The organism is Paenibacillus sp. FSL H8-0280 (genome assembly GCF_045040665.1).
In the GTDB taxonomy this organism is placed as follows: Bacteria; Bacillota; Bacilli; order Paenibacillales; family Paenibacillaceae; genus Paenibacillus; species Paenibacillus xylanexedens_A.
The window spans coordinates 3,975,456-3,999,601 of the sequence record NZ_CP150296.1 but is presented as its reverse complement, the minus strand read 5'-3'; the positions used below and the strand labels follow the sequence as shown (position 1 = coordinate 3,999,601).

General features: G+C 42.5%; 21 protein-coding genes and 2 pseudogenes. 22 read left to right on the top strand and 1 reads right to left on the bottom strand.

What is annotated here, in order from left to right; translation table 11 throughout:
* Positions 1-404: 404 nt before the first annotated feature.
* From MHI12_RS17425 to MHI12_RS17405, 5 genes are all read left to right on the top strand, one after another.
* The gene (locus MHI12_RS17425) at positions 405-1,841 is read left to right on the top strand and encodes an amino acid permease (RefSeq protein ID WP_405169888.1); all 1,437 of its coding nucleotides are present in this window, start codon (positions 405-407) and stop codon (positions 1,839-1,841) included.
* A gap of 256 nt (positions 1,842-2,097) precedes the next feature.
* On the top strand, positions 2,098-3,177 hold the full coding sequence (locus MHI12_RS17420) for a hypothetical protein (RefSeq protein ID WP_405169887.1): 1,080 nt from the start codon (positions 2,098-2,100) through the stop codon (positions 3,175-3,177).
* Positions 3,178-3,454: 277 nt separating this feature from the next.
* A complete protein-coding gene (locus MHI12_RS17415) occupies positions 3,455-4,387 on the top strand; it encodes a tyrosine-type recombinase/integrase (protein ID WP_341007843.1) in 933 nt (310 codons plus the stop codon).
* A 165-nt stretch (positions 4,388-4,552) separates the two neighbouring features.
* A complete protein-coding gene (locus MHI12_RS17410) occupies positions 4,553-7,399 on the top strand; it encodes a hypothetical protein (protein WP_405169886.1) in 2,847 nt (948 codons plus the stop codon).
* 64 nt (positions 7,400-7,463) lie between these two features.
* Complete coding sequence (locus tag MHI12_RS17405) at positions 7,464-8,672, top strand: hypothetical protein (RefSeq protein WP_341007841.1); 1,209 nt, start codon at positions 7,464-7,466, stop codon at positions 8,670-8,672.
* Positions 8,673-8,848: 176 nt separating this feature from the next.
* Here the strand turns inward: MHI12_RS17405 and MHI12_RS17400 are convergent, their stop codons facing one another.
* The gene (locus MHI12_RS17400) at positions 8,849-9,778 is read right to left on the bottom strand and encodes an L-lactate dehydrogenase (protein WP_076217081.1); all 930 of its coding nucleotides are present in this window, start codon (positions 9,776-9,778) and stop codon (positions 8,849-8,851) included.
* Positions 9,779-10,114: 336 nt separating this feature from the next.
* On the opposite strand from MHI12_RS17400, the gene MHI12_RS17395 reads away from it, so the two are divergent.
* From MHI12_RS17395 to MHI12_RS17315, 17 genes and pseudogenes are all read left to right on the top strand, one after another.
* Positions 10,115-11,392 carry a YCF48-related protein gene (locus MHI12_RS17395; RefSeq protein ID WP_405169885.1) on the top strand — a complete coding sequence of 426 codons (1,278 nt, stop codon included), beginning with the start codon at positions 10,115-10,117 and terminating at the stop codon, positions 11,390-11,392.
* A gap of 146 nt (positions 11,393-11,538) precedes the next feature.
* Complete coding sequence (locus tag MHI12_RS17390) at positions 11,539-11,748, top strand: hypothetical protein (protein ID WP_405169884.1); 210 nt, start codon at positions 11,539-11,541, stop codon at positions 11,746-11,748.
* 191 nt (positions 11,749-11,939) lie between these two features.
* Positions 11,940-12,161 (top strand): annotated as a pseudogene (locus MHI12_RS17385) (class I SAM-dependent methyltransferase); the annotation flags it as partial.
* A 71-nt stretch (positions 12,162-12,232) separates the two neighbouring features.
* Complete coding sequence (locus tag MHI12_RS17380) at positions 12,233-13,267, top strand: hypothetical protein (RefSeq protein ID WP_405169883.1); 1,035 nt, start codon at positions 12,233-12,235, stop codon at positions 13,265-13,267.
* A 68-nt stretch (positions 13,268-13,335) separates the two neighbouring features.
* Positions 13,336-15,129, top strand: a complete 1,794-nt coding sequence (locus MHI12_RS17375; RefSeq protein ID WP_405169882.1) for a serine hydrolase domain-containing protein — start codon at positions 13,336-13,338, stop codon at positions 15,127-15,129.
* Between the two features lie 21 nt (positions 15,130-15,150).
* On the top strand, positions 15,151-15,930 hold the full coding sequence (locus MHI12_RS17370; RefSeq protein ID WP_405169881.1) for a phosphotransferase family protein: 780 nt from the start codon (positions 15,151-15,153) through the stop codon (positions 15,928-15,930).
* Between the two features lie 58 nt (positions 15,931-15,988).
* Positions 15,989-16,415 (top strand): annotated as a pseudogene (locus MHI12_RS17365) (NUDIX hydrolase).
* Positions 16,416-16,534: 119 nt separating this feature from the next.
* Positions 16,535-17,605 (top strand): CHAP domain-containing protein, encoded by a 1,071-nt coding sequence (locus tag MHI12_RS17360; protein ID WP_405169880.1) that lies wholly within the window; start codon positions 16,535-16,537, stop codon positions 17,603-17,605.
* A gap of 95 nt (positions 17,606-17,700) precedes the next feature.
* Complete coding sequence (locus MHI12_RS17355; RefSeq protein ID WP_405169879.1) at positions 17,701-18,123, top strand: NUDIX hydrolase; 423 nt, start codon at positions 17,701-17,703, stop codon at positions 18,121-18,123.
* A 34-nt stretch (positions 18,124-18,157) separates the two neighbouring features.
* Positions 18,158-18,904, top strand: coding sequence for a class I SAM-dependent methyltransferase (locus MHI12_RS17350; RefSeq protein WP_405169878.1), 747 nt, complete (start codon positions 18,158-18,160; stop codon positions 18,902-18,904).
* A gap of 28 nt (positions 18,905-18,932) precedes the next feature.
* Positions 18,933-19,475 (top strand): GNAT family N-acetyltransferase, encoded by a 543-nt coding sequence (locus tag MHI12_RS17345; protein ID WP_405169877.1) that lies wholly within the window; start codon positions 18,933-18,935, stop codon positions 19,473-19,475.
* 35 nt (positions 19,476-19,510) lie between these two features.
* A complete protein-coding gene (locus MHI12_RS17340; RefSeq protein WP_405169876.1) occupies positions 19,511-20,005 on the top strand; it encodes an AAA family ATPase in 495 nt (164 codons plus the stop codon).
* Positions 20,006-20,049: 44 nt separating this feature from the next.
* Positions 20,050-20,592 carry a GNAT family N-acetyltransferase gene (locus MHI12_RS17335; RefSeq protein WP_405169875.1) on the top strand — a complete coding sequence of 181 codons (543 nt, stop codon included), beginning with the start codon at positions 20,050-20,052 and terminating at the stop codon, positions 20,590-20,592.
* Positions 20,593-20,634: 42 nt separating this feature from the next.
* The gene (locus MHI12_RS17330; protein ID WP_341007834.1) at positions 20,635-21,228 is read left to right on the top strand and encodes a C39 family peptidase; all 594 of its coding nucleotides are present in this window, start codon (positions 20,635-20,637) and stop codon (positions 21,226-21,228) included.
* Positions 21,229-21,544: 316 nt separating this feature from the next.
* Positions 21,545-22,648 carry a collagen-like protein gene (locus MHI12_RS17325; protein WP_405169874.1) on the top strand — a complete coding sequence of 368 codons (1,104 nt, stop codon included), beginning with the start codon at positions 21,545-21,547 and terminating at the stop codon, positions 22,646-22,648.
* A 253-nt stretch (positions 22,649-22,901) separates the two neighbouring features.
* A complete protein-coding gene (locus MHI12_RS17320; protein WP_405169873.1) occupies positions 22,902-23,471 on the top strand; it encodes a hypothetical protein in 570 nt (189 codons plus the stop codon).
* A 208-nt stretch (positions 23,472-23,679) separates the two neighbouring features.
* Positions 23,680-24,072: a DUF2500 domain-containing protein gene (locus tag MHI12_RS17315; RefSeq protein ID WP_017688132.1), complete on the top strand. Its 393-nt coding sequence runs from the start codon at positions 23,680-23,682 to the stop codon at positions 24,070-24,072.
* Positions 24,073-24,146 lie beyond the last annotated feature (74 nt).

The following is a 24,146-nucleotide window of genomic DNA, read 5'->3' as shown; positions in this document are numbered from 1 at the left end:
TTAGACAGGATAAGGGAGGAAGATACAGCGGAAAAAGACGAAAAGAGCTCTCTTTTTCTTAACTTCAGATAACAAGGCTGATAAAGTGTTTTTCACGAAAATTAAGGCTCATAAAAACTGCGCATAATATAAATTATACGCAGTTTTGTTTTAAATCCATTTTCATATTCAACCACGTGCAACAGATCATGATAATTTTCGCGAAAAAAGAACAAAATAAGTGATCTCCAAAAATAAATTTAACCAAGCAACGCGATAACGTGTAGAATTCGATAAGTTTTTATAGGTGATCGATAAGATAGAACAAATGACTTTTTCATAGAACAGATGGGAAGCCATCCAATCTCTGCTACATCCATAGCACATATTGCACATTCAAGATTCATGACGAGAGGAACATGACTATGCGTGAGAACGAACAACGATCTTCATTATTTCGTAAAAAACCAATTGCCACCGGGGGCGATAACAACAGTGCATTGAAACGGGCACTTGGTCCGTTGGACTTAACCACACTTGGCGTAGGAGCTATTATCGGTACCGGGATTTTTGTGCTGACCGGTGTAGCTGCCGCAACGTATGCTGGCCCGGGCCTTGTACTGTCATTTTTACTGGCAGGTATCATATGTGCCTTCGCGGCATTGTGTTACTCGGAATTTGCATCAAGCATACCGGCATCGGGTAGTGCGTACACGTATAGCTATACGGCTTTTGGAGAAGTGATTGCCTGGATTCTGGGATGGGATCTGATATTGGAGTATGGATTCGCAAGTGCGGCGGTAGCCAGTGGGTGGTCAGGATATTTCCAAACGTTATTATCCGGATTTGGGTTGGAGTTACCTCATGCGCTAACGAGTGCGTTCAGTCCGGAAAAGGGTACTTATTTTGACATCACAGCTGCGGTCATTACGTTAATCATCACTTTCCTGCTTACCCGAGGGGTGAAGGAAGCGGCTCGTGCAAACGGCATCATGGTTGCGATTAAAATCATTGTGGTACTGATCTTCATTGGTGTAGGTGTCTTCTATGTAGAGCCAACGAACTGGCAGCCATTCTTACCCTTTGGCATCTCAGGTGTGACTGCGGGAGCAGCTACCGTATTTTTTGCCTACATCGGATTTGATGCGGTCTCCACTGCGGCAGAAGAAGTTAAGCGGCCACAACGAGATTTACCAATCGGAATTATTGCATCACTGGCGATCTGTACCGTTCTCTACATTGTTGTATCGTTAATCCTGACAGGGATCGTGCCGTATAACATGTTGAATGTAAGTGATCCGGTTGCGTTTGCATTTGAATTTGTTCAACTGAAGGGTTTGTCCTGGATTGTATCTCTTGGAGCGATTGCCGGCATTACGACTGTATTGCTGGTCATGATGTATGGTCAGACACGTTTGCTCTATTCCATGTCTCGTGACGGACTGCTGTCGCCAGTCTTCTCCAAGGTTAGTGGCAAAAGTCAGACACCAGCGGTAGGGACATGGGTTGCGGGAATTATCGTGGCTCTGTTCTCCGGGTTCATCTCGCTGGGACATCTGGCGGAGCTAACGAACATCGGAACGTTGTTTGCTTTTGCAGTCGTAAGTCTGGGCATTATTGTGTTGCGTAAAAATAACCCGGATCTCAAACGCGGATTCCGCGTTCCACTTGTGCCACTGATTCCGATTCTGAGTGCATTGGGTTGTGTATACTTGATGACACGCCTTGCGGCTCTGACATGGATTACGTTTTTTGCTTGGTTGATCATCGGATTGATCATTTACTTTGCGTATGGACGGCATTACAGTCATCTGAATCCGGCACGCCGGATCTCGAGTGCTTTCAGAGCGAAGGATAAATAGATTAGTCGAGTCTTTAACCGAGAACATCTTCATTTTTCCTCATTTCGTATCGCTTAGGCGAAGCGGGATGGGGATTTTTTTTATATAGAAAGATAAAGGATGATAACAGCAGGGGAAGGTTGGAATTTTCTTCATATATGGGTAAGTAATAAGGGGCGTGACGAACATAATCACGGGGGCGGGGTTGCGGCTAAGCCAAATATGAAATATATTTGGGGATGTGACATGCCATCATACATAAGAGAGGGGATGTATCATGAACACACCATTACATACGAATTCAGATCATCAAAATGCAGCTTTTGGATTTGCGCTGGCTGACTCAGCTGTACTTGCCGAGGCGCAGTTAATTGTTTCACAATTAGAGGATTCACAAACCTTACAGTTGGATATTGATCCGCAGCGCCTTCTGAAGGATGGACGTAAAGTATCTGTCATTGCACAACAGTTGGAATCACCCGTTGATCGTCAAGATGCCAATATCATCTATGGTCAGGAGCTAGCATACGTACAATATGCTGTCAAACTGAAACCGGATAGCACGATCTCCATTGCTTCTATTGAAGGCGTTGAACAGCCTATAGATCTTGGTTGGTCAGCATTGGCAGAAGGAGAATACGAACTTCGAATCTCCCTGCATATGAAAACACCTCGTATCGCTGAAGGCACGCTTGAACCTGAACAACTTGCAATGGTTAAATACGCGCAGGTGATTACCGTATATATATCGCTTTTCCCGGCAGAAGCAGCGTCGCTGAGTTCGCCATCCCAAGCTGTGTGGAGCAGAAACCATCATGTATTTGACTCCTATGGCAAAGGAGGATTCATTCTTGCTGACCTGCCTAGGCTCGCTAAGCGTGTGGAAGAGCTGATTGGACCAGGTAACCATAATCTGATCGAGCAATTTGCCGAAGGCAATCTGTCAGATACGTTGCTGGAAGAGGGACTGATGGCGATTGCCTGGGGCGTGACTCCGTGGTGTTATTCACTCTATTCTGCACCAGATGAGCAGTCTGCTCGAATACTTGCCGTGGACAAGCTGGGCGATGAACCTGAACGGAAAGGGATTTACCGTCTTGATCAGTCCATTCAGCAATTAAGTATCGTACCTGCGAATGAGCTAGCTTACTGGCCTGCCTGCGTTCAGAACGATTGGCCTGTTATTGATGTGGCGGGCGAAGGCGAGACGTTGCAGATGGATTTGTATACTCAGATCTGCGAATCCGTGAATGGGCTGCACGAGAATCCATTGCCATCGTTTGTACTTACCCGTAGTCAAGGCAAACCCGAAGCGATCATTCCGCTGATTGACATTGTCATTGTGGATGAAGCATAGGAGCACTGTTTATAATAAATTTTTAAATTTAACTAATCATTTACACGAAAAAACGGAGAGGATAGAAAGAATCTGAAAAAGTGAAGCTAAAAGCTTTCTGCAAGAAAGCTACTTCGGAAGCATACGCTTCGCCTTTATCCACGGATTTTTCCCTTGAGAAAAGGGAATCAGAAAAATCTGGGGATAACAGCGATTGGAAGGTTGTTCTGTCATCGCAGTGCCCGTGTAAATAATCTTAGTCAATTTATAAAGAATCGAATCGAGGTGACGTAGACAGATGATGACTGAGGAGATCCAGGAGCAATATGCGGACGAGCTAGAAGCTTTTCACATATGGATGAAGGACGCCGGATATACAGGCCATACGGTAAAATCATACACGGGTGACGTGGTGGAATTCCTGGTCTCCATTCAAGGAAAATCACTGGAGCAGGTCAAAAAGTTGCATGTGCTGTCTTTTCTGTCCCGCGCTCGGGAGCGTGGGGTTAGTGATGCCACGAGAAATCGCAAACATGCGGCGGTGAACTGTTTTTACAAGTCCCTCATTGAACTCGAATTGTTAACCAATAATCCGGCTTTTGGGATCAAAAAATCCAAAACCGAGAAAAACCGTGCGCCCGTTTTCCTTGATGAAAGTGGGCTGACACGTTTTCTGGAGTCGGTAGATGGGAAGTATCGCACACGTAATCTGGCTGTTTTTCTATTGATGGGATATATGGGATTACGGGTTGGAGAAGTGCATGCTCTGGATTGCAAAGACTATAACGCGGCGCGGCGTACATTGGACGTATTCGGTAAAGGTCGTAAATGGCGCTCGCTCCCTGTACCAGAGACCGTGGCGGATGTGTTATCTCAAGCTATGGCTGAGCGTCTCGATCCTTGGCGGCCAAAAGAGGAAGCACTATTTGTCTCGCAGAAAGGGAAGAGGCTGTCGATTCGCAGCATCCAGCTCATATCTACAGAAACCTTTGAACGTTTCCAGCAGGAATCACCGGCTAATCAACGTCAAAATTACTCCAGTCATAAGCTACGTCACTCGTTTGCGACCATGATGTTACGGCGTGGAGCCGACTTGCGTACCGTGCAGGAGCTGCTTGGTCACGCGTCGATTCAAACAACAACCGTGTACACTCACGTAACCAGCCGGGAGAAAGAAGAGGCTATGGCTCTGCTGGACGTTAAACTTCCCGCATTTGGGTTGAACAATTAGCTATTGAATAATTAGATTTAGAGAAGCCTGTCCAAGTGACAGGCTTTTTGAGTTCTCAAATACTGAATTATGCGATCACTCTCACCCTAAGCAATAATTGGAATACCTTATGTAAAGAAGTTAGGTGATGCCAAAAATTAATATGCATGTGAGGGGAGGGATGACATGGCTACTTTATCAACTGGACCGATTGAGAATAATCCAGTTAGTGGCGTGAGGCCAACACAACAGTTGACGATTAAGATCGATAATAGAGATCTGGTCAATAATGCGAGCATCTTAATTCAAGGATATTATCTGAATGGAATCAGAACTCTATATGTACTTGAACTTATTAGTATAAGTCCGAATCAAGCAATAACGAAGAATTACTTTGCAAACCTGGATGTATTTGAATTTATCTTTACAACAAGTGGTCTCGCAGAGCAGCAAGTAGAAATATCAGTTTGGGGAAAAAATTCTGCTGGGCAGCTTGTAACGCCCCATCGTATTGTATCTTCAGAATTGTTAGGTGCAAATGAGTCCACGGGAGTTACCGGGGTGACTGGAGCTACTGGAAGTAGTGGTGTAACCGGAGCCACTGGTGCAACAGGTGCAACTGGAGTAACCGGAGTAATTGGAGTGACTGGGGCAACTGGAGCAACCGGAGCAACTGGAGTGACTGGGGCAACTGGAGATACTGGAGTAACCGGAGCTATTGGTGTAACTGGAGAAACTGGTGCAACCGGAGTAACCGGAGTAACCGGAGTAACTGGAGTGACTGGGGCAACTGGAGATACTGGAGTAATTGGAGTGACTGGTGCAACTGGAGTAACCGGAGCTACTGGAGATACCGGAGCTACTGGAGATACCGGAGCAACTGGAGTAACTGGTGCAACTGGAGTAACTGGAGTAACTGGTGTAACTGGTGAAACTGGAGTAGCTGGTGCAACCGGAGTAACCGGAGTAACCGGAGTAACTGGAGCAACTGGAGCAACTGGTGTAACTGGAGTGACTGGGGCAACTGGAGTAACTGGAGTAACCGGAGTAATTGGAGTAACTGGAGTAACTGGAGTAACCGGAGTAATTGGAGTGACTGGTGCAACTGGAGTAACCGGAGCCACTGGAGATACCGGAGCTACTGGAGATACCGGAGCTACTGGAGTAACTGGTGCAACTGGAGTAACTGGTGTAACTGGTGTAACTGGAGCAACCGGAGCAACTGGAGTAACTGGTGTAACTGGAGCAACCGGAGCAACCGGAGTAACTGGTGAAACTGGAGCTACTGGTGTAACCGGAATAACTGGTGCAACCGGAATAACTGGTGCAACCGGAGCAACCGGAGCAACCGGAGAAACTGGAGTGACTGGGGCAACTGGAGCAACTGGTGTAACCGGAGCTATTGGTGTAACTGGAGAAACTGGGGCGACTGGAGTTATTGGTGCAACTGGAGTAACTGGTGTAACCGGAGCTACTGGAGATACCGGAGCTACTGGAGATACCGGAGCTACTGGAGTAACTGGAGTAACTGGAGTAACTGGAGTAACTGGAGTAACTGGAGTAACTGGAGTAACTGGAGTAACTGGAGTAACTGGAGTAACTGGAGTAACTGGAGTAACTGGAGTAACTGGAGCAACTGGAGTAACTGGTGTAACTGGTGCAACTGGTGCAACTGGTGCAACTGGTGCAACTGGAGTAACTGGAGCAACCGGATCAACTGGAGTAACTGGTATAACCGGAGTAACTGGTGTAACTGGTGTAACCGGAGTAACTGGTGTAACTGGTGTAACTGGTGCAACTGGAGCAACCGGAGTAACTGGTACAGTAGACCCTACCGTAACTATAGTGGGAGTAGGCCCAAATGTTAGTTCTGAATTTAGCGAATTAAGAGCAAGTGAAAAAACGCCGATTATTGAATTGACTTCAGTATATGGTCTATCTAACCTAAGAGACATCGTCTCTACTTTGGGTGCTGCAACGGTTGGAACCAACAACACAGAGTTTCAATTAACCACGACAGCATCTGGAGCAGATACGGCAATACTTCAAAGCTCAGAACGGGGAAGGTATGAGTCAGGGTATGCTGGAGAAGCAGGGATCGGTGTGCGATTGCCTGTTGCCCCTACTGGAACACAAGTGGTGAGATGGGGACTTTTTGATGACCAAAATGGTTTGTTTTTTGGCCAGAGTGTGGCAAACGGAATATTTATAGCAGTCAGAAGAGCAGGATCTGACACGATTATTCCTCAGGCTTCCTGGAACGTTGATAAATTAGATGGAACCGGTCCTAGCGGAGCTACGCTTAGTCTGGCTAAGGGGAATATATTTCAAATTTTATTTACTTGGTACGGTTATGGGGTCATTGAGTTTAGGGTCGTTATTCCTGATCCTACGACTTTAGCGCAAGAAGTAATCACCGTTCAACGATTCTCACCAAGCGGGCAAACAAGTTTGGCCGATCCTAATCTTCCTCTTCGTGCTGAAATCTCGAATAGTGGAACAGCATCTGCACTTAATTTATTTGTTGGAGGAAGACAATATAGCATTGTGGGCAGATATAGTCCGGTATTCAGAATTACTTCTGAAAGAAGAACTGTAACTGCAACCGGGACTCTGACACCGATTTTGGCCTTCCAAAGAAAAGCAACTTTTCCGGCAGGTTCAGGCAGAACGAATTCAGTCAGTGTAAAACTTGAAGGAATCGACCTTGTAACCTCAGACGATATATACTACCAGATCATATTAGGCGGAACCATTAATGGAGCCTTTGCAACGTATCCAACGGCAACGACGAATATTCCAAACTCGGAGACAGGTCTGTTAGTAAATAGTACGCTAACGACCATTACTGGAGGTCAAGTACTACTACAAGGCTTAGCAGCTGGCGTAGAAGGCAGTGCCAGAATTTTAGCTTCTGCGTCATTATTGGATTTTCAATTACCAGACACTGAATTTGTCACGCTGGCTGTAGCTAACTTAAGTGGTGGTACGAATTCTGTCACCGCAACCTTTAGTGTCACTGAAGAATGGTAGTCAATAAAAAGCGGGGAGAAGAATATTCACTTCTTCTCCCTCTTTCTGCAAAGGAGGAGAAACATTGTCAGATATTATCATCTCCAATATTGGACCAAATGTCAGTTCGCAATTCGATGAGTTGCGTGTAGCACAAAAAACTCCAATTGTGGAGCTAACCTCTGTGTATGGTCTATCGATCCTTAGAGATGCAGTTACGACTACTGGGGCTGGCACGGTTACAAATAACGCGACTGAGTATAATTTGAGCAACACTGCCAGTGGCGTAGATTCGGCCGTTTTAGAAAGTGTATTGCGAGGACGATATGAACCGGGATATGCAGGAGAGGCGGGGATAGGCGTACGGATTCCTTCTCTGCCCATAGGTAACCAAGTGGCACAATGGGGATTATTTGATACTCAAAACGGAGCCTTTTTTGGAGTGAACAGTACTACGGTATTTGTAACCGTACGTAGAGCAGGAGTTGATACGACAGTTCCTCAAAGCTTATGGAATGTAGATCCATTAAACGGGACAGGACCAAGCGGAGCTACACTAAACTTATCAAAAGGAAATATATACCAAATTGTGTTTACATGGTATGGTTACGGAGTGATCGAATTTAGAGTGGTTATCCCTGATCCCGTAACGTTAGCCCAAGAGGTAGTTACCGTTCATCGATTCTCCCCAACAGGTCAAACAAGCTTTGTTGATCCAAATCTTCCCTTAAGAGCGCAAGTCGCCAATAATGGAACCGGTGTTGCTTATAGTATATTTGTGGGTGGAAGACAATATAGTATTATCGGAAAATATGAACCAACCTATAGAGTCACTTCCGAAAGAAGAAGAATAACAAATGTTACATCAACATTAACACCCGTCATTTCATTTACAAGAAAAGCTGTGTTTCCAGCGGGTTCGGCTAGAACGAATTCGGTACAGGTGAATTTGGAAGAAATTAATGTTATTTCATCCGTAGATCTAAGTTACCAAGTGCTTGTGGGAGGGACGTTAAATGGAACTTTTGTTAATTATCCCACAGCTACAACGATTATTCCTGATAGCGAGACCGCACTGCTAGTCAACAATACCTCTACAACAATTACAGGTGGAGAAGTGGTGTTTCAAGGCATTACAGGAGGGGGAGCAGGGAATACCAAAATATTGGCTTCTTCAGAACTTTTGGATTTCACTCTTCCGGAAAATCAGGTTGTAACTTTAGCCGTATCGAATATTGGTGGTCCAGGCTCGAACACAGTTGATGTGGTATTTAGAGTAACGGAGAGTTGGTAATTAGTAATACACTGTAACGATCGACATCGAATGATTCAAAATTTTGAATTAAAAAATGTTCAAAGATAAATATTAACGGAACAAATGTTATGTAAACTGAATGAAATTTAGAAAGCTAATAACCACCTGAGTACTCCTTAATACAGGAATACAGGTGGTTATTTTTTATACTTGGATTATTCCAATCCAGCGATTTGTTCTTTTAATTTGTTAGCAGATGCCTGGAAAGCCACTTTCTCGGATTCATTCAGTGGAAGAGGTAGAATTTCGCGCACACCGTTGCGATCTACGACACATGGAACACCCAGATAAACATCCGATACACCATTGTAGTCTTCAAGGTACGTGGATACGTTCAGAACGGAGCCTTCGTTGCCGAGAATTGCAGCTACAATGCGGTCCAGAGCAAGGGCGATTGCATAGGAAGTCGCGCCTTTGGCATTAATAATCTCATACGCTGCATTTTTGGTGCGGTCGAAGATATCCTGTTGTGTTTCTTCATCCAATTCCAGATCTGTTCCTGCAACGTTAGCCAGGCTCCATACCGGTACTTCGGAATCTCCATGCTCACCAATAATGTGTGCGTGAATACTACGCGGGTCGATCCCTTTATTTTTACCAATCAGGTAACGGAAACGTGCGCTATCGAGCAATGTACCTGAACCGATGACACGGGAAGCAGGCCATCCGCTTTGTTTCCATGAAGTATAGGACAAAATATCTACAGGATTGGTTGCAATCAGTAAAATACCATGAGAATTCACTTCAGTAATGCGCTCAATAATATCTTTGAAAATGCTTGCATTTTTCTTCAGCAGATCAATCCGAGTTTCGCCCGGCTTCTGGGAAGCACCGGCTGTAATAATAATGATATCTGCATCTTTGCAGTCGGAATAATCGCCAGCCCATACTTTCACGCCTCCCGTAAATGGAAGACCGTGGTTCATATCCAGCATTTCGCCGGTTGCTTTATCATGATTCACATCCACAAATACCAACTCGGACGAACGCTGTCTCAACATTAGCGTGTATCCCGTTGTTGTTCCCACCGCACCCATGCCTACAATCACGACACGACTTGGTTTCAGAGCTGCACTATTTGTCATGTTCATATCCTCTCCTTTTTGGGTTATACTCCCATCCATATTAAGGGATTAGAGAATATAAAGCGAGTGTTGTCTATAAAATAGTTCACATTTCATGTCTTTTTACCAATTATTCCGTCGAAAAACAGTTTAGGATAAAATTAATGGTAATATGTGTGCGACCTATAGCCCAGAGTATGAGCTGGAAAAAGGGAGCGGGCCGACCATGAGTGGGCAATGAGCCTTTTACATAAGGTTTGTGGTAGAATAGGAGCAGTGGATTCTGATGAATCGTAAATAAAACGCCATAGGACAGGCATGCGCGCCTGTATATTGGATGAGAGAGGTGGAACCCACTTGCGTTCGCAATGGATTAAAATCGCGCAGACAGCATTGCTGTCTATAGGTATAGCAGCTGTATTGGCTGCATGCACCGACTCAGATCAACCTCCGGTAGCAGAACCTCCGCAGCAGCAGGAGGACGCCGGGAATACAGGGCAGACGTTAACTGTCGTTCCCCCTGTGAACAGTACAGAATCTGCAGATATGGCCAAGTACCAAATACAGACCCGTTTGACCGATTTTCAGTTGCTCAATGACAACGGAGGATTGGCGTGGGGTGTGACGAGGAATGCGCTGCGCCTGTACTACACTCAGGATCAGGGAAAGACCTGGACCAATATTTCACCTTCGGAAAATGTACAATTTCCGGCTAACCCTAAATATGGACAAAGCATTTATTTTGTAGATCGTGCGCACGGTTGGATTGTTCGTGAAGGCATGGGTGGAACAGATACCATGGTGCTTCGCACCAACAATGGGGGCGTAACATGGAGTCTGTCTTCTCTGTCCAAGACGGATAAAGTGACTGCGATCTCATTTGTATCTCCTGAAAAAGGCTGGATTCTCACTACGGTCGATACCGCTATTGGTAAACAGGAGAAGAAACTCTACTTTACCGAGGACGGTGGAATCACCTGGAACCGCATGTCATCGAGTAATGAAGACGGCAAACAGGAAGCAGAAGAGATTTCCAAACGTGGGTACACCACGGGGATGACTTTCTCGGATCCAAAGCATGGTTTCTTAACAGCGCTTGAGTTCGGTACACCGAAGCTGTATGTAACATCAGACGGTGGAGAGAACTGGGATACTGGACCATCTTTCTTTGATCGAAACAAATTCAACGGGTGTGGGAATTTCAGTGTTAGTTCACCACAATTTTTTGGACGTGAAGCGCAATCAGCCTGGATGTCAATGTCCTGTTCTAAAGGGGAGAGCACGACATTCAATGGATTTTTTACCACCGATGGCGGAAAGAGCTGGAAGCTGTCCAATTTCACTTTAAACAAACAAACGGGTCCGAATCGTAACCTTTCACCGGTATTTCTGAACGCATCGGAAGGTTGGGCGATGCAAAAGGGCATAACCTACCACACCAAGGATGCGGGCAAAACGTGGAGCGCTCTTCCTGCAAGCAGTGTACTGGAGAAAATTCTCGAAGATTATCCGGAAATTGTGAAGATGCAGATGGTTACCCCCAAGCTTGGCTGGATATTGGTTGAAAATACAGATGCCAAAAGATCGTTGTTATTGCAAACAGTAGATGGCGGTGGACATTGGAAAGTACTCTAAAGTAGAGTGTTATCGATGTGAATAGATAGGAGAAAGGAGAGGAGCCTAAGGGTTCCTTTTCTTTTTTGCTTGATTTGTGAAATAAATCACAAATAAATCCACTAGAAGGTGATATATTTAACTCAACAAGAGAAGGAGTGATGAAGATGAGAACCAACGGTCAAACTCAATTCACGCAGGCGGATGAATTAACCAGATATATGCTTCAATTATGCTACACATGTGACGATGCGAATCGTTGTACAACAGAGGAAGCAGTGAAGGCTTGCATGGCAGAACACGCACATGCAGACCAGCCCGAACCAGCCGAAGGTGGGGAAGTAACTCGAGGGTTTATAGATCTAATGTACGCATAGGCTAATGATACACGGATCAATCACGGAGAACGCTCCTGCGGGAGGGTTCTTTTTAATTTGGAGAGAAATGTATGCGCTTTTAAATTTACTTCGCAAATATTGCAGCATGGGTTATTATAGAAATAATTAAGGTAAATTACTCAAAATGTGGAATTGTTTATTGACTCTTAGTTTGGAAACGATCACAAGGAGAAGAGTGTTACTTTGATGAATCTTGGTACTCGGTAACTCTTGGCGAAAGTAAGCTAGCATTATCAGACCGTAAACTATCGACCTATGTGAATGCGTCGGCAAAAGCAGGATTTGTCCTTGAGGAATCTGATGATGAATTGCTGCAACTGCAAAATGATGACTTTGCCAATAAAGCAAAGATGCTCCCTGTAACCTTTGTGATAAAGGCACGAAAACTATAGGGGCATGAAGTTAGTATAAATGAATTGAATCTACTTGGAATTGAATTTACGAATTAAAAGGAGAAATTAACTTGCATAGATTATCTTCAGAAAATTCCGGACTTATTGTTTCTGCTCATTTTGATACATTACCTGCGTTAAATTCTTTTTATATTGATTTTGAGGATGGAGAAACAATTAATGTAGAAGATGGGTACGCTACCAAGCAAAAGCGCTTATTTCGGGTTCATCATAAAGATGTGGATAACATGATTTCAAGTGTAGGTGAAAGTAATTTTTTTTCATTACATCGCGTGTTCCTAAGCTACTATGAAGCGCACTCTAAATTAGGACACCTTTGGAGTCATCAGGTTACTAAAGAAATTGTACAAAAGGGGGAGCATATTAATATAAGCGACATAGAGAATGTGCTAGAAACAAAAGATGTTCAAATCGCTGATTCAAGAGCTTTGAAGTATGCAAATCATATCATGAACAAAGGAAAAGAACATTACGTAGAAGCAAATTCATTTCAAGAGTATTTATGGGCAATTCAGATGACCGAGCTTCTTCGAACATATAATTTGTCCGCATTTGAAAAAGTTACGATCAATAATAAAGACATATTCAATAGTTCTTATCTGTTTAAGGGTGCAACAGTAAAAAAAGAAATTAGCGTAGTACTGTATGAATGGGCTAACTTATATAGTTACACACAATCTGATTTTATTAAAAGGCTAAGCAATATTCTAGAGACCATAAATATGGATATAACTCGAAACAAAAGCTTATATGATAAAAAGTCTACCAGACCTGAAGTAAACCGTTTGGTATATTCGCTAGATAAACAAATTCATAGTAATTCTCATTATAAGGGGTGCTTTTTTGGTATGTTCAATGCTTCTGATTTATTTGGTCCTTATTCACGTCACAGCAGTCACCAAATCAAAAGTATTAACGGAATAAACACACAAGAAAATGTTAGTTGTAAAGATATTGTTACAGATTGGAGAAAAAACGGCATATTTCCGACCGATCAGCAGTTTACTAAGTTATTCAAGCTTTGGTACTTCACCACTTCTTACTTGGTAATTAACTGGTTGAGACTTCCTCATTTCAACAAATGAATTAAGCGCTATTTAACCCATAGAACTAACAATCTACAATGAATAAAAAATCTGAAGGAGAGTGGCTAATGAAGATTAATCGAAGATATCACCATATTAATAAAGCAATCGCTTGTGTTATGCCCCTCATACTTCTCATTATGACATGTGCGGTACCTGTGCACGCTGAGGTAGAGAATGTGGAGACTACGCCCTCTAGGATTGCATTGTCTTCGCTAGAGGAAACGATTGATTCATATGTGGCTACTAATCAGAAGAACACCGCTGCCGTTTCGGTTGTAGCTATCAAGAACGGTGAGACTATTGTGAATAAGGCCTATGGATACGCAGATCTTGAGCAACAGAGAAAGGCAGACACCTCTACTGTATTTGAATGGGGTTCAACTTCTAAACTATTGGTCTGGACGAGTGTTATGCAGCTTGTAGAACAGGGAAAGCTTGATTTGGATACTGATATTCAGGACTATTTGCCGGAAGGATTTCTAAAGAAGCTTGAATACGATGCTCCCATTACCCTAATGAACCTTATGCATCATAACGCAGGATGGGAGGATAGATTGATCGATTTATGGTATTCATCCGAGAGTGATATTGTGGAATTAGGTGAAGCTTCACAAAAATTTGAACCAAGGCAGATCAATAAACCTGGGAGTGTTGTTGCTTATTCAAACTATGGTACGGCTATGGCTGCTTACATCGTTGAAGTGCAAAGCGGACAACCCTTTTACAAATATGTCAACGAACATATATTTAAACCACTGAACATGAAAGACACATCGATTCACCCGTCACAGTATGATAATCTAAACGTCTTGAAACGAAGAAATGAGATTCAAGGATACACTACGAATCTGAAACTAATTCCTAAGAACAGAGCATACATAAGCTTATACCCTGCGGGGGGCGCCATTGGCACAGCAGAGGATGCAGCTAAATTTCTCGCAGCCTTGATGCCTGTGGATCGTAGCAATTTATTGTTTGAGAACAAAGACACGTTAGACGAGATGCTGTCAACAAGTCTATATTACGATGGGACTTCTACTCCACGAATTGCACATGGTTTATTTGAAGTAGAGTACTGGGTGCCTGCATTAGAACACGCTGGAAGTACGGCGGGATTTTCAAGTAAATTTGTTTTTGACCCGGAGTCTAATTTTGGGTTAGTAGTCATGACAAACCAGTCAAATGAAATGGCTTATAACGTTGGTCTTGTCCAGAAGGTGTTTGGAAGTAGTTTCAGCACGAATTCAGTTGAATCTGAGAGTGGAGGATATTATCTGCCTGCGCGACGGGTCGTTTCCGGTTTTACGAAGGCGTATTCAATGTTAAGTCTGCAGAAGTATACAACATTTGACCTTAGTAACTTTGCAAATGTTGTTGAGAGTAACGGTGCTATTGAGAAGGTCTCCATCCCTTATAATGACTTTTTGCCCGTATCCAACTTAACGATAACCTTGATCAAAGCATCTTTTATCGCTCTTGCAATAGCGATCCTGCTCAGTTTGAGAGCGATAATCGGCTATTTTATTCGGTTATCCAAATACAAATTAAAAAACTGGGAAAGGCCCGGTACGGGATTTGATAAATATCATATTGTTATTAATATTGCTAGTCTGGCATTAATTTTGAATACGATCCTATTGTTTATGCGCGCCTTAGGCTTCTCCCCGTATTCTTCATTGCGCATACATCTCATTTTGAACCTGATTTATGTGATTCTAGCTGTGGCGTATCTTGTCTTGTTGTTCTACAAACTGCTGAAAAGAAGCTATAGTAAAAAGCAAAAGGCGGTATACATCATGTCTGGCATGTCGGCTTTCCTATTTGCTGCTTTTATTATGGGATGGGATTTGTACTTTTAGAGCGGTAGAAAGGATGAAACCATGAATATTCAGGATCTCCCAATTGAAATAAAAGAACATATAGGGAAAGTTCAGAAAATCACTTTTCCTAAGCAAGGTCATACTTCTACTGTGGCTATTCTGGATACGTTCGGCCAAAAGTACATCATTAAGAAGACAGAAAACGATCTTTATAATGAATGGTTATTAGATGAATATAAGGTGCTCCAATACCTTTACCGTACGGGACTCCCTGTTCCAAAGGTATATTCATTTCATACTGAGGACACATCGAGATGGCTTCTGATGGATTATATTGACGGAATAAGTTTAAGAGAATTTCTCTCTAAGATGCCTGACCTCCAAAGTAAAGAAAAAACGATTTTTAACTTTGGGCTTTGTTTAAAGAAAATACATGAATGCTCTTGTCCTGTTGAATTATTGAACAATAACAGTCCTTGGTTAGATACAATGCTTAACAAAGCAGAATATAATCTAACTCACTTTGCTGTAGACGGATCAGCAGAACTACTTCAACAGTTAAAAGAAGCAAGACCAAAACCAATAGAGAACACTTTCATTCATGGAGATTTTACTATAGATAATGTGCTAGTTAATGATTGCAATATTGTTGGAGTTATTGACTGGGCAGGAGCAGCTTATGGCGATCCAAGATATGATGTAGCATTAGCCATTAGACCGAAACATAATGCGTTTGATAATGAAAAAGATAGGGATATATTTTATAACGGATATGGAAAGTTAAGAATAACGGATGAAGAATATAATTATTTTGAAGATGGGATATATAACTTCTTTTAGTCTGGCTAAAAATTGTTCTTCAAACGTATATCCAATCTCTCTAGAAGGAGTCGAATAAATGAGCCCTCCAAAACATATCTTATCTGCCGCTGCAATCGTGATAAACGACAAAAATGAATTATTACTTAATTAGAGGACCCCGAAGAGGATGGGAAATGCCAGGTGGTCAAGTGGAAGAAGGAGAATCCCTAAGTCAAGCTGCGATCAGAGAGACGAAAGAGGAGTCCGGAATCGACATTGAAATCATCAAATTTTGTGGAATATTTCAAAATATCGAAAATTCAATATGTAATACATTATTTCTAGCCAAACCAATAGGAGGAGAATTAACGACATCATCGGAGAGCTTAGAGTCTGGTTTTTTTTCAATCGAAGAAGCCATTTTAAAAGTCGAATGGAAAAACTTCAGAGAAAGAATAGAGTATTGTTTAAAACCTGAGATGCAACCTTTTTGCATTGAATTCAGTGATAAGAATAATATTTAAGCGTGTTACATATTACAGTGTATTCTCTAATATTACTTTTAATTGCAGATTCATCATAGATATGGGTCTAGGAATAAAGCCGAATATGACCCAGTCAAGAAAGGTAGGGAGGCCAAAGTTTGAGTTCAGGAAAGAAATCTAAACGGCTGGACACTGTTCGTAGTCTCGTTCATGAAATGCTTCTTGAGGAAAGTAATAACAAGGAAGGTATGTTGGTTCATCTTTATGGGGTTTCTAATTTTGCTTCCATGCTTGCTATGAAAAGAGTACAGGATTCGGAAATTACTGCGATTGCAGGGTTACTCCACGGTTTTTATTTCTACAAAACAGGAATCGAAGACTTTCCTGGTCCTAATAGTGCGGATGCTGTTAGACCGATATTACGCAGTGCTGAAATTTTTACGACAGATGAATTGTCTATCATTCTTAAATCAATCTTTTATCAGGAAGATACACATCTAGTTCATGGCCCATATGAAGAAGTTATTAAAGATGCCATACTGTTTCAGATATACTTCCAGAATCCAAATAGAAACTTATCAAAGGCAGAGATAAGTAGAATACAGAATGTATTTACTGAATTGGGGATTTCGAAGGAGAATATAAAAGCAGACGTTAATGTTAATGTGCAAACAGTTCACATAAATACTGAAGAGCGGCGTTCTAAGTTAGCTGATTTAGCAGAAACGCTGGCAAGGCAAAATATTATTGGTACTTCAGGGGATCAACGATATCAGGAAATTTGCAGGTATTGGCCGGATTCTGATATCTGTAAAGTACTTGAAGCCAATTGGTGTGCCGCATTCGTATATCATTGTTGTATGAAAGTTGGAATAAAACTCCCTATTAGATATCCTAATCGAATGTATCGATTAGCTGGGGTGGGTGCTTGGTTGGACTGGGCTCAGCTAGCTGAAACAGAATTCTTTTATCAGGATATGCAAGAAGGATTTGAACCAGAGCGTGGTGATATAGTCATTTATGAGAAACTCTTAACGGATAATTCTCACGATCACATTGGAATTGTTTTGGCCTGTGACGGTGATCAATTATTGGTTGCAGAGGGGAACACAGACAATAAAAACTACTCTAGCGTTTTATACAGAGAAAGAGGACATTGTATTCTCGGATATATCCGTGTAGATGAAAGCTATCAATTTAATTTTCAAGGAGAGTATAGACCAACTTAGTTGATATACATGGGTGTGCTAGTTTATGTATCTTGAGGTTATGAATTTTATATCAAAAACATAGGAAGATCAATATCAGAAAGGAAGTTCAATCAATGAAACGAGTCGATGTTGTATACTCACTACTAACCAATCCATCCAAATCTAAAGTGCTTGCAGTAAGAAATGTAGGGCGTTCAAGCTGGTCGCTGCCTGGCGGAGCTGTTGAAGCCGATGAATCATGGGAACAAGCAGCAATCAGGGAAGCCAAAGAAGAAACAGGACTTGATGTTGGCGTCCACGGAATTGTAGCAATAAACGAGTGTAAATTTGAAGAACTCAAAGAACATACCATTTTTATCACATTCAGAGCGGAAATCGTCGGAGGCAATGAGGAGATATCAAGACCAGATGAAATCTCTGAAATTGCATGGTTGGATATAACACAGGCAGATGAGCTTATGCCTTATTACAAGAACGGCTTTAAAAGCTTACTTAATGGCAATGAGATTACATATTTCAACGAAGGTAACAAGTAATGTTCTGAATGTAGTGTATAAAGGAGGCTATCAGATGAACAAGTACAGTGTTTATGAAACAAACAGCTTTTATTGGGATACAAAAGGGAATGACTTTTTGAGAGCAATCGTGCTTCCACATTATGGAGCATTTATCTCAGAAGAAAAACACCAACTTTTTGGTGATGTCTCAGGATTAAAGATGTTAGAGGTGGGCTGTGGAAATGGTCAATCCTTGCAGTATCATGGAGACCGCAAAGCAGGTGAACTGTGGGGTATGGATATATCCCAGAAACAGATAGAAAAGACACAACAACACTTGAGGACATACGGAATTCCTGCAACATTGATATGTTCACCCATGGAAGAGGGATGTGGTATTCCTACTAATTATTTTGACGCTGTGTATTCGATTTATGCCATAGGTTGGACAACCGATCTTGAAGGTACTTTCAGCCGAATCGCTTCTTATTTAAAGAAAGATGGTATTTTTATTTTCAGTTGGTCTCATCCAATTCATAGATGTGTCGTTGAAGAAAATGATAGATTTGTCTTCAATAAGCCATATTCTGATGAATCGTGGTATGCGGTATCTCCTGATTTTTGTCAGGGTGAATTAACCTTGGCTGATCGTCAACTATCAACCTATGTCAATGCGTTAGCGAAAGCGGGATTTGTCATTGAACAAATGATAGAAGAATCCGATGAGGATATCATGCAATTACATAATAATAGCGATAGTCTCCTTAAAAGAGCAAAGATGTTACCTGTATCCTTTGTGATTAAAGCAAGAAAACGGTGATTAAATGAAATGAATCGGAGAGTGGGCTATGTTTAAATATCAAGTGGATACTGCTACCTATATATCGCTATTGGCAATGAAAGATGCACCCCAATTATATAATCTGATCGATCGAAACAGGGATCATATAGGAGCGTGGTTGAAGTTCCCCAGTATGACATTAACAGAAGAGGATTCAAGAAATTTCATCAAGGGAACACGTATACGCTATGCTCAAGATGATGGTTATTGGTTAGGAATCTGGTGTGGAGACGAGCTTGCTGGTTCTATTGGATACTTATACATTGATCAAGAAAACAAGAAGACTGAAATAGGATATTGGCTAGGTCAGGAATATGAGGGTAGGGGACTTATTACAAAATCGATTAAAGTGTTAATTGCTCACGCATTTGATGAACTTGAATTAAATAAAGTTGAAATTGGCGTAGCAACAGACAATCTCAAAAGCCGCGCAATTCCTGAAAAATTAGGCTTTCAACGTGAAGGTGAATTAAGAGATTACGAATATATTAACGGTGCATATTTAAACAGGATTATTTATGGGTTGAAAGCAGATCAATGGAGAGCGTAATAAATCAAATTTTATTTTAACTAAAGGAGCTAGTTATGAGAAGATTACCGCTGTTTGTAGTGACAGGCGCAAGTGGGACAGGAAAAACAACGATCTCTTCGCTTGTTCGCAAGCAACTTCCCGAATTGGACGTCTTTGATATGGATATCATCGATAACGTGGATTGGCAGATTGCCAAAGAGAATTGGTTGAGGATTGCGTATAACATATCGCTAAGTGGACGAGGGACTGTTTTATGTGGAACGATGGTGCCGGAAAACATTGCATCGTCCGATTACATCGATCGATTTGATCGAATTCTATATATGAATTTGCACTGTGACGATGTTACTCGCGAGACGCGTTTAAGAGCCCGTGGGTGGGACGAGAACCTGGTTGAAGATCACAAGAATTTTGCCAACTGGTTACTCCAGAATTCAGAAACTGCGTTTGACCCGCCAATGCTGAACTTGGATACCACTGAACTGACAGTTGAAATCGTAGCAGAGCATATCAAGGAATGGGTTCTAAAAAATTGGTGTGAGGAATAATCACCTAAACTAACCTCATAGTTAGATTGAGTGGGAGGAACAGGATGTTACCTTTTCAAGTGAATGAATCTATTGTATTAAAGCTGATCGAATCTCGAGATAGAGATGAGTTGTATGCGTTAATTGATGAGAACAGAAAGTACTTGAGAGCGTGGTTACTCTGGGTTGATAAAAGACAATCGCCCAGCGATTTAGATTCTGTAATAGAAGTATGGACACATAATTATGAAGAGAAAAACGGTTTTGATTCCGGGATATGGTTCAATGAACAATTGGTTGGGATGTTAGGGTTGCATTATATTGATTGGAATAATCGAGCAACGAGCATTGGATATTTTTTAGCTGAGTCAGCACAGGGCAAAGGAATCATTACGAAATCAATAGAGCAATTGCTTAATTACCTCTTTAACGAGTTGAAGTTAAATCGTGTCATTATTCAATGTGCAGAAAACAATTTTAAAAGCAGGGTTATACCTGAGAAAATCGGATTTTCATATGAAGGTACATCCAGAGAAGCTCAATGGGTTTACGATCATTATGAGAATATTGTGACGTATAGTCTGCTGTCTAGTGAATGGCATACTTAAACGTTAGAGTACATCGTCTGATGAGACGAAGGAGGTCACGAATTGTTTCTCAATGTATTACTTTGGTTGATTATTCTCTGGGTGATCTCCCTTTATTTCAGCTTTCCTAAGAAAGATCGCATGTACACAGTCAATGTGCCAAGCACATATTACATTCAATCTTCAAATCGGTTGGATATTCAGAAAAACTACGAATGCGCTGCATTTTCCAGTGCGTTTGTCTTAAGACATTTCGGTTTGGAGTCCAACGGAACAAAGCTTTATGAAACCTATCCTCGCAAATTACTGGATGGGACGGTATATCCCAAAGCGGTCGTTGTTTTTTTCAGGAAGCTAGGATATCAGGTAATGTACTTACGTGGTAATGAGAATACGTTGAAAAGACAGATCAGCCAGGGTGTACCTGTTATTTTATTTATTAGAGTACATCCCAAACAACGTTATTTGCATTTTGTTCCCGTCGTTGGTTATGATGAAACGCATTTTTACTTGGCTGAATCTTTAGATCACAAGATTAATTGTGATGAAGAATATTACAATCGAAAAATCAGCATAAGTGAACTCAACACGTTATGGAGGTCATGGTTGCCCTTTTCTCAAAACTCCTATATCGTCGTACATCCGACGCAGATTTAAGACAACCCTCTTTCAAGGGGCATGAAATATTAGCTTTAAACGAACTAATCTGCTTTATTCGGAACGTCTGCGTGGTTAAACCATGAAACTCATGCCCAAATGGCATGAGTTTTTTTGAACAAATATCGCTACGCAAACCAGCTCGCCTCAATTAATGGTTATGAACAATTTAGATCAACCGTATGGGCGGTGTGATATCCATTTTATTGTTTTTTCTGGGAATTAGCTGAGTTTTTTACTAAAATGGTTGTTCGTCCACGCATCTTTTCATCTACATACGTACATTAAACTATGTCTATAGGGAGGTGTCCACACTGTGAGTCATTCAGAAGTGAAGAAAGGTATGAAGAGAAAAAAGGCAATATTACATCCGTGTAAAGTTAAAAGAAAAGAACGCCGATTAAAAGTGGTCAAAAAGTTTGTTCAAGTAAAATGTCCGCCTCCAGAAGTGAATATATCTACCCCTACTGTTGTTGGCCCAACAGGACCCCAAGGTATACAAGGCGTACAGGGCGTACAAGGTATTCCAGGTAGACAAGGGGTTGAAGGGCCACCTGGAGCTCAAGGACCAGCGGGGGGGCCACCTGGACCACAAGGACCTCAGGGACAGCCTGGTCCTGCTGGAGCGGTAGGCTCTCAAGGTCCGGTCGGACCTGCTGGACCTATGGGAGCACAGGGGATTCCGGGAGAAGCAGGGGCTGTAGGGCCACAAGGTCCGCAAGGTAATCCCGGACCTGCTGGAGCAATTGGGCCTCAAGGTTTTCCTGGAGCTGTTGGGCCGACGGGTGCGACAGGAGCTGCAGGAGCAGTAGGCCCGGCAGGCCCGGCCGGTGCAGCAGGAGCGGTAGGACCCGCTGGAGCAGTAGGCCCGGCAGGCCCAGCCGGTGCAACAGGAGCGGCAGGTACTGCTGGAGCAGTAGGCCCGACAGGTGCGACAGGAGTAGCGGGTCCTGCTGGAGCAACGGGAGTTACAGGTGCGACAGGAGCAGCTGGAGGCGTACTGGGGTTTGCTGACTTTTTCGCGCTGATGCCACCTGATAATGCTGCAACGGTTGCTCCAGGTGCAGATGTTAACTTCCCTCAAGATGGTCCAACAAGTGGAACGACGATCTCTCGCACGGGCCCTAGTTCATTCAATCTGGCAGCTATTGGTACGTATTTAGTTATGTTCCAGGGGAGTATGAATGAAGCTGGGCAACTTATGTTAACACTCAATGGTGCTGATCTTTCCACTTCAGTAGTGGGACGGGCAACAGGTACAAGTCAGATGCCAGGAATGGCTCTCGTGCAAACAACAGTAATTAATTCAATTCTAACCATACGAAATCCAGCCGGTAATTCCACTGCATTAACCATGACGCCTCTTGCAGGCGGAACAAGACCTGTATCGGCACATCTTGTGATCACACAAATAGCGTGAATCCGTTAAGAGGCTAGCAAACGCTCCTCAACTTTATTAAATATGCATCCACAACGGTAACATGGGTTTGCTTGAACTGAGATAACAGTGCTTTACCTGAGGCTGTTATCTCAGTTGGAGCGGATAATGGTACAGGAGTAACTACATATCTGATACCCTTTTTATTTTGTGAGGAATGGCAAAAACTTCACCACTAATTATTTTTTCAGTAGTTAATATGATAAAATATTGGAAAAACATCAGAGGTGAGTGCATGAAGAATGGACACTGGAGAAAAATTACATGGGTTGTTGCGGCATTATTATTAATCATGATCACGGCTTGCAGCAATAGCAAGTTCAATCCAAACGAATTTTCAAAACAGGATCTGGCTGTGACGAAAACCGACAGTGAGGATAAGATTGCGTATGGAATGAGTCAGGAAGAAGCGGAGAAAATCCTCGGTGAGGGAACATCAACCGGTGTGGGTCAATCCTATCAATACAATAACGGGATCACGATTGGCTATAGGGATGCCAAAGTCGTTAGTATCATCTTGAATAAGGACTCGAAAGGGCACTTTAAGACGGCTCGCGGGGCAGAGGCGGGGATGACACATCAAGAGATTCTCGATCTGCATGGCAAGGAACATGTTTTAGTCGAGTCTGAACGTAATATCGATTATGCCTATCATATTCAGAAGGAAACATTCCTGGATGAGAAGTCGCTGCAAGCGGAAAAAGATGATTTGGCTATCTATCGTGCATCGTTCATGCTGACAAAAGAGGGACAGGTTAATCAGGTTATATTGTCGGATCAACGATTTGCAACAACCTTTAAGTAAAACATGGCTGCCAGGCAGCAGGGTATTAGATAATGAAATAGTATTTATTTTCGTATGAAGCAACCCTTCGGTATTCTGCCGGAGGGTTTTTCCCTTCACATCGTTGGATTTCAATCCGGATAACAAGTTCCTTGTTTACGTGCATATACATTACAGGAGACGGGTCAAGACTCCGGCTGTCCTAAGTTGTATGAACGGAGGGAGAGACATGGGCATTGAATCATCCTGGATGTTTGATTTGTTTGGAACCGTCTTTCCGGTTGTATTTGTTCTGATTATAGGTATAGTTCTTCTGTCGATGGGAAAGGAGGTATGGAGGTGGGGACGCAACAACTCGGAGCCCCTATTGACCGTGCCTTCACGAATCACCAGCAGACGGATGAAGATGAGTCAGTCGCAATCTGAACCGGGCAGTACAGCACGAACGTTATACTACGTCACCTTTGAAGTAGAAAGCGGAGATCGGCTCGAATTCAAAGTCAATGGCGAAGAGTATGGCCTGTGTGCTGAGGGGGATGAAGGACGGCTCTCGTTCAAAGGAACACGTTATGTAGGCTTCGAGCGATATAATCGCGTATATTCTGAACGCCTACGTGGTTAAACTGAGCAGCTTGCGCCAGGGTGGCGTGAGCTTTTTTTGATTATTTGCTGGACAAGCGTTTCTTAATGGGGCTA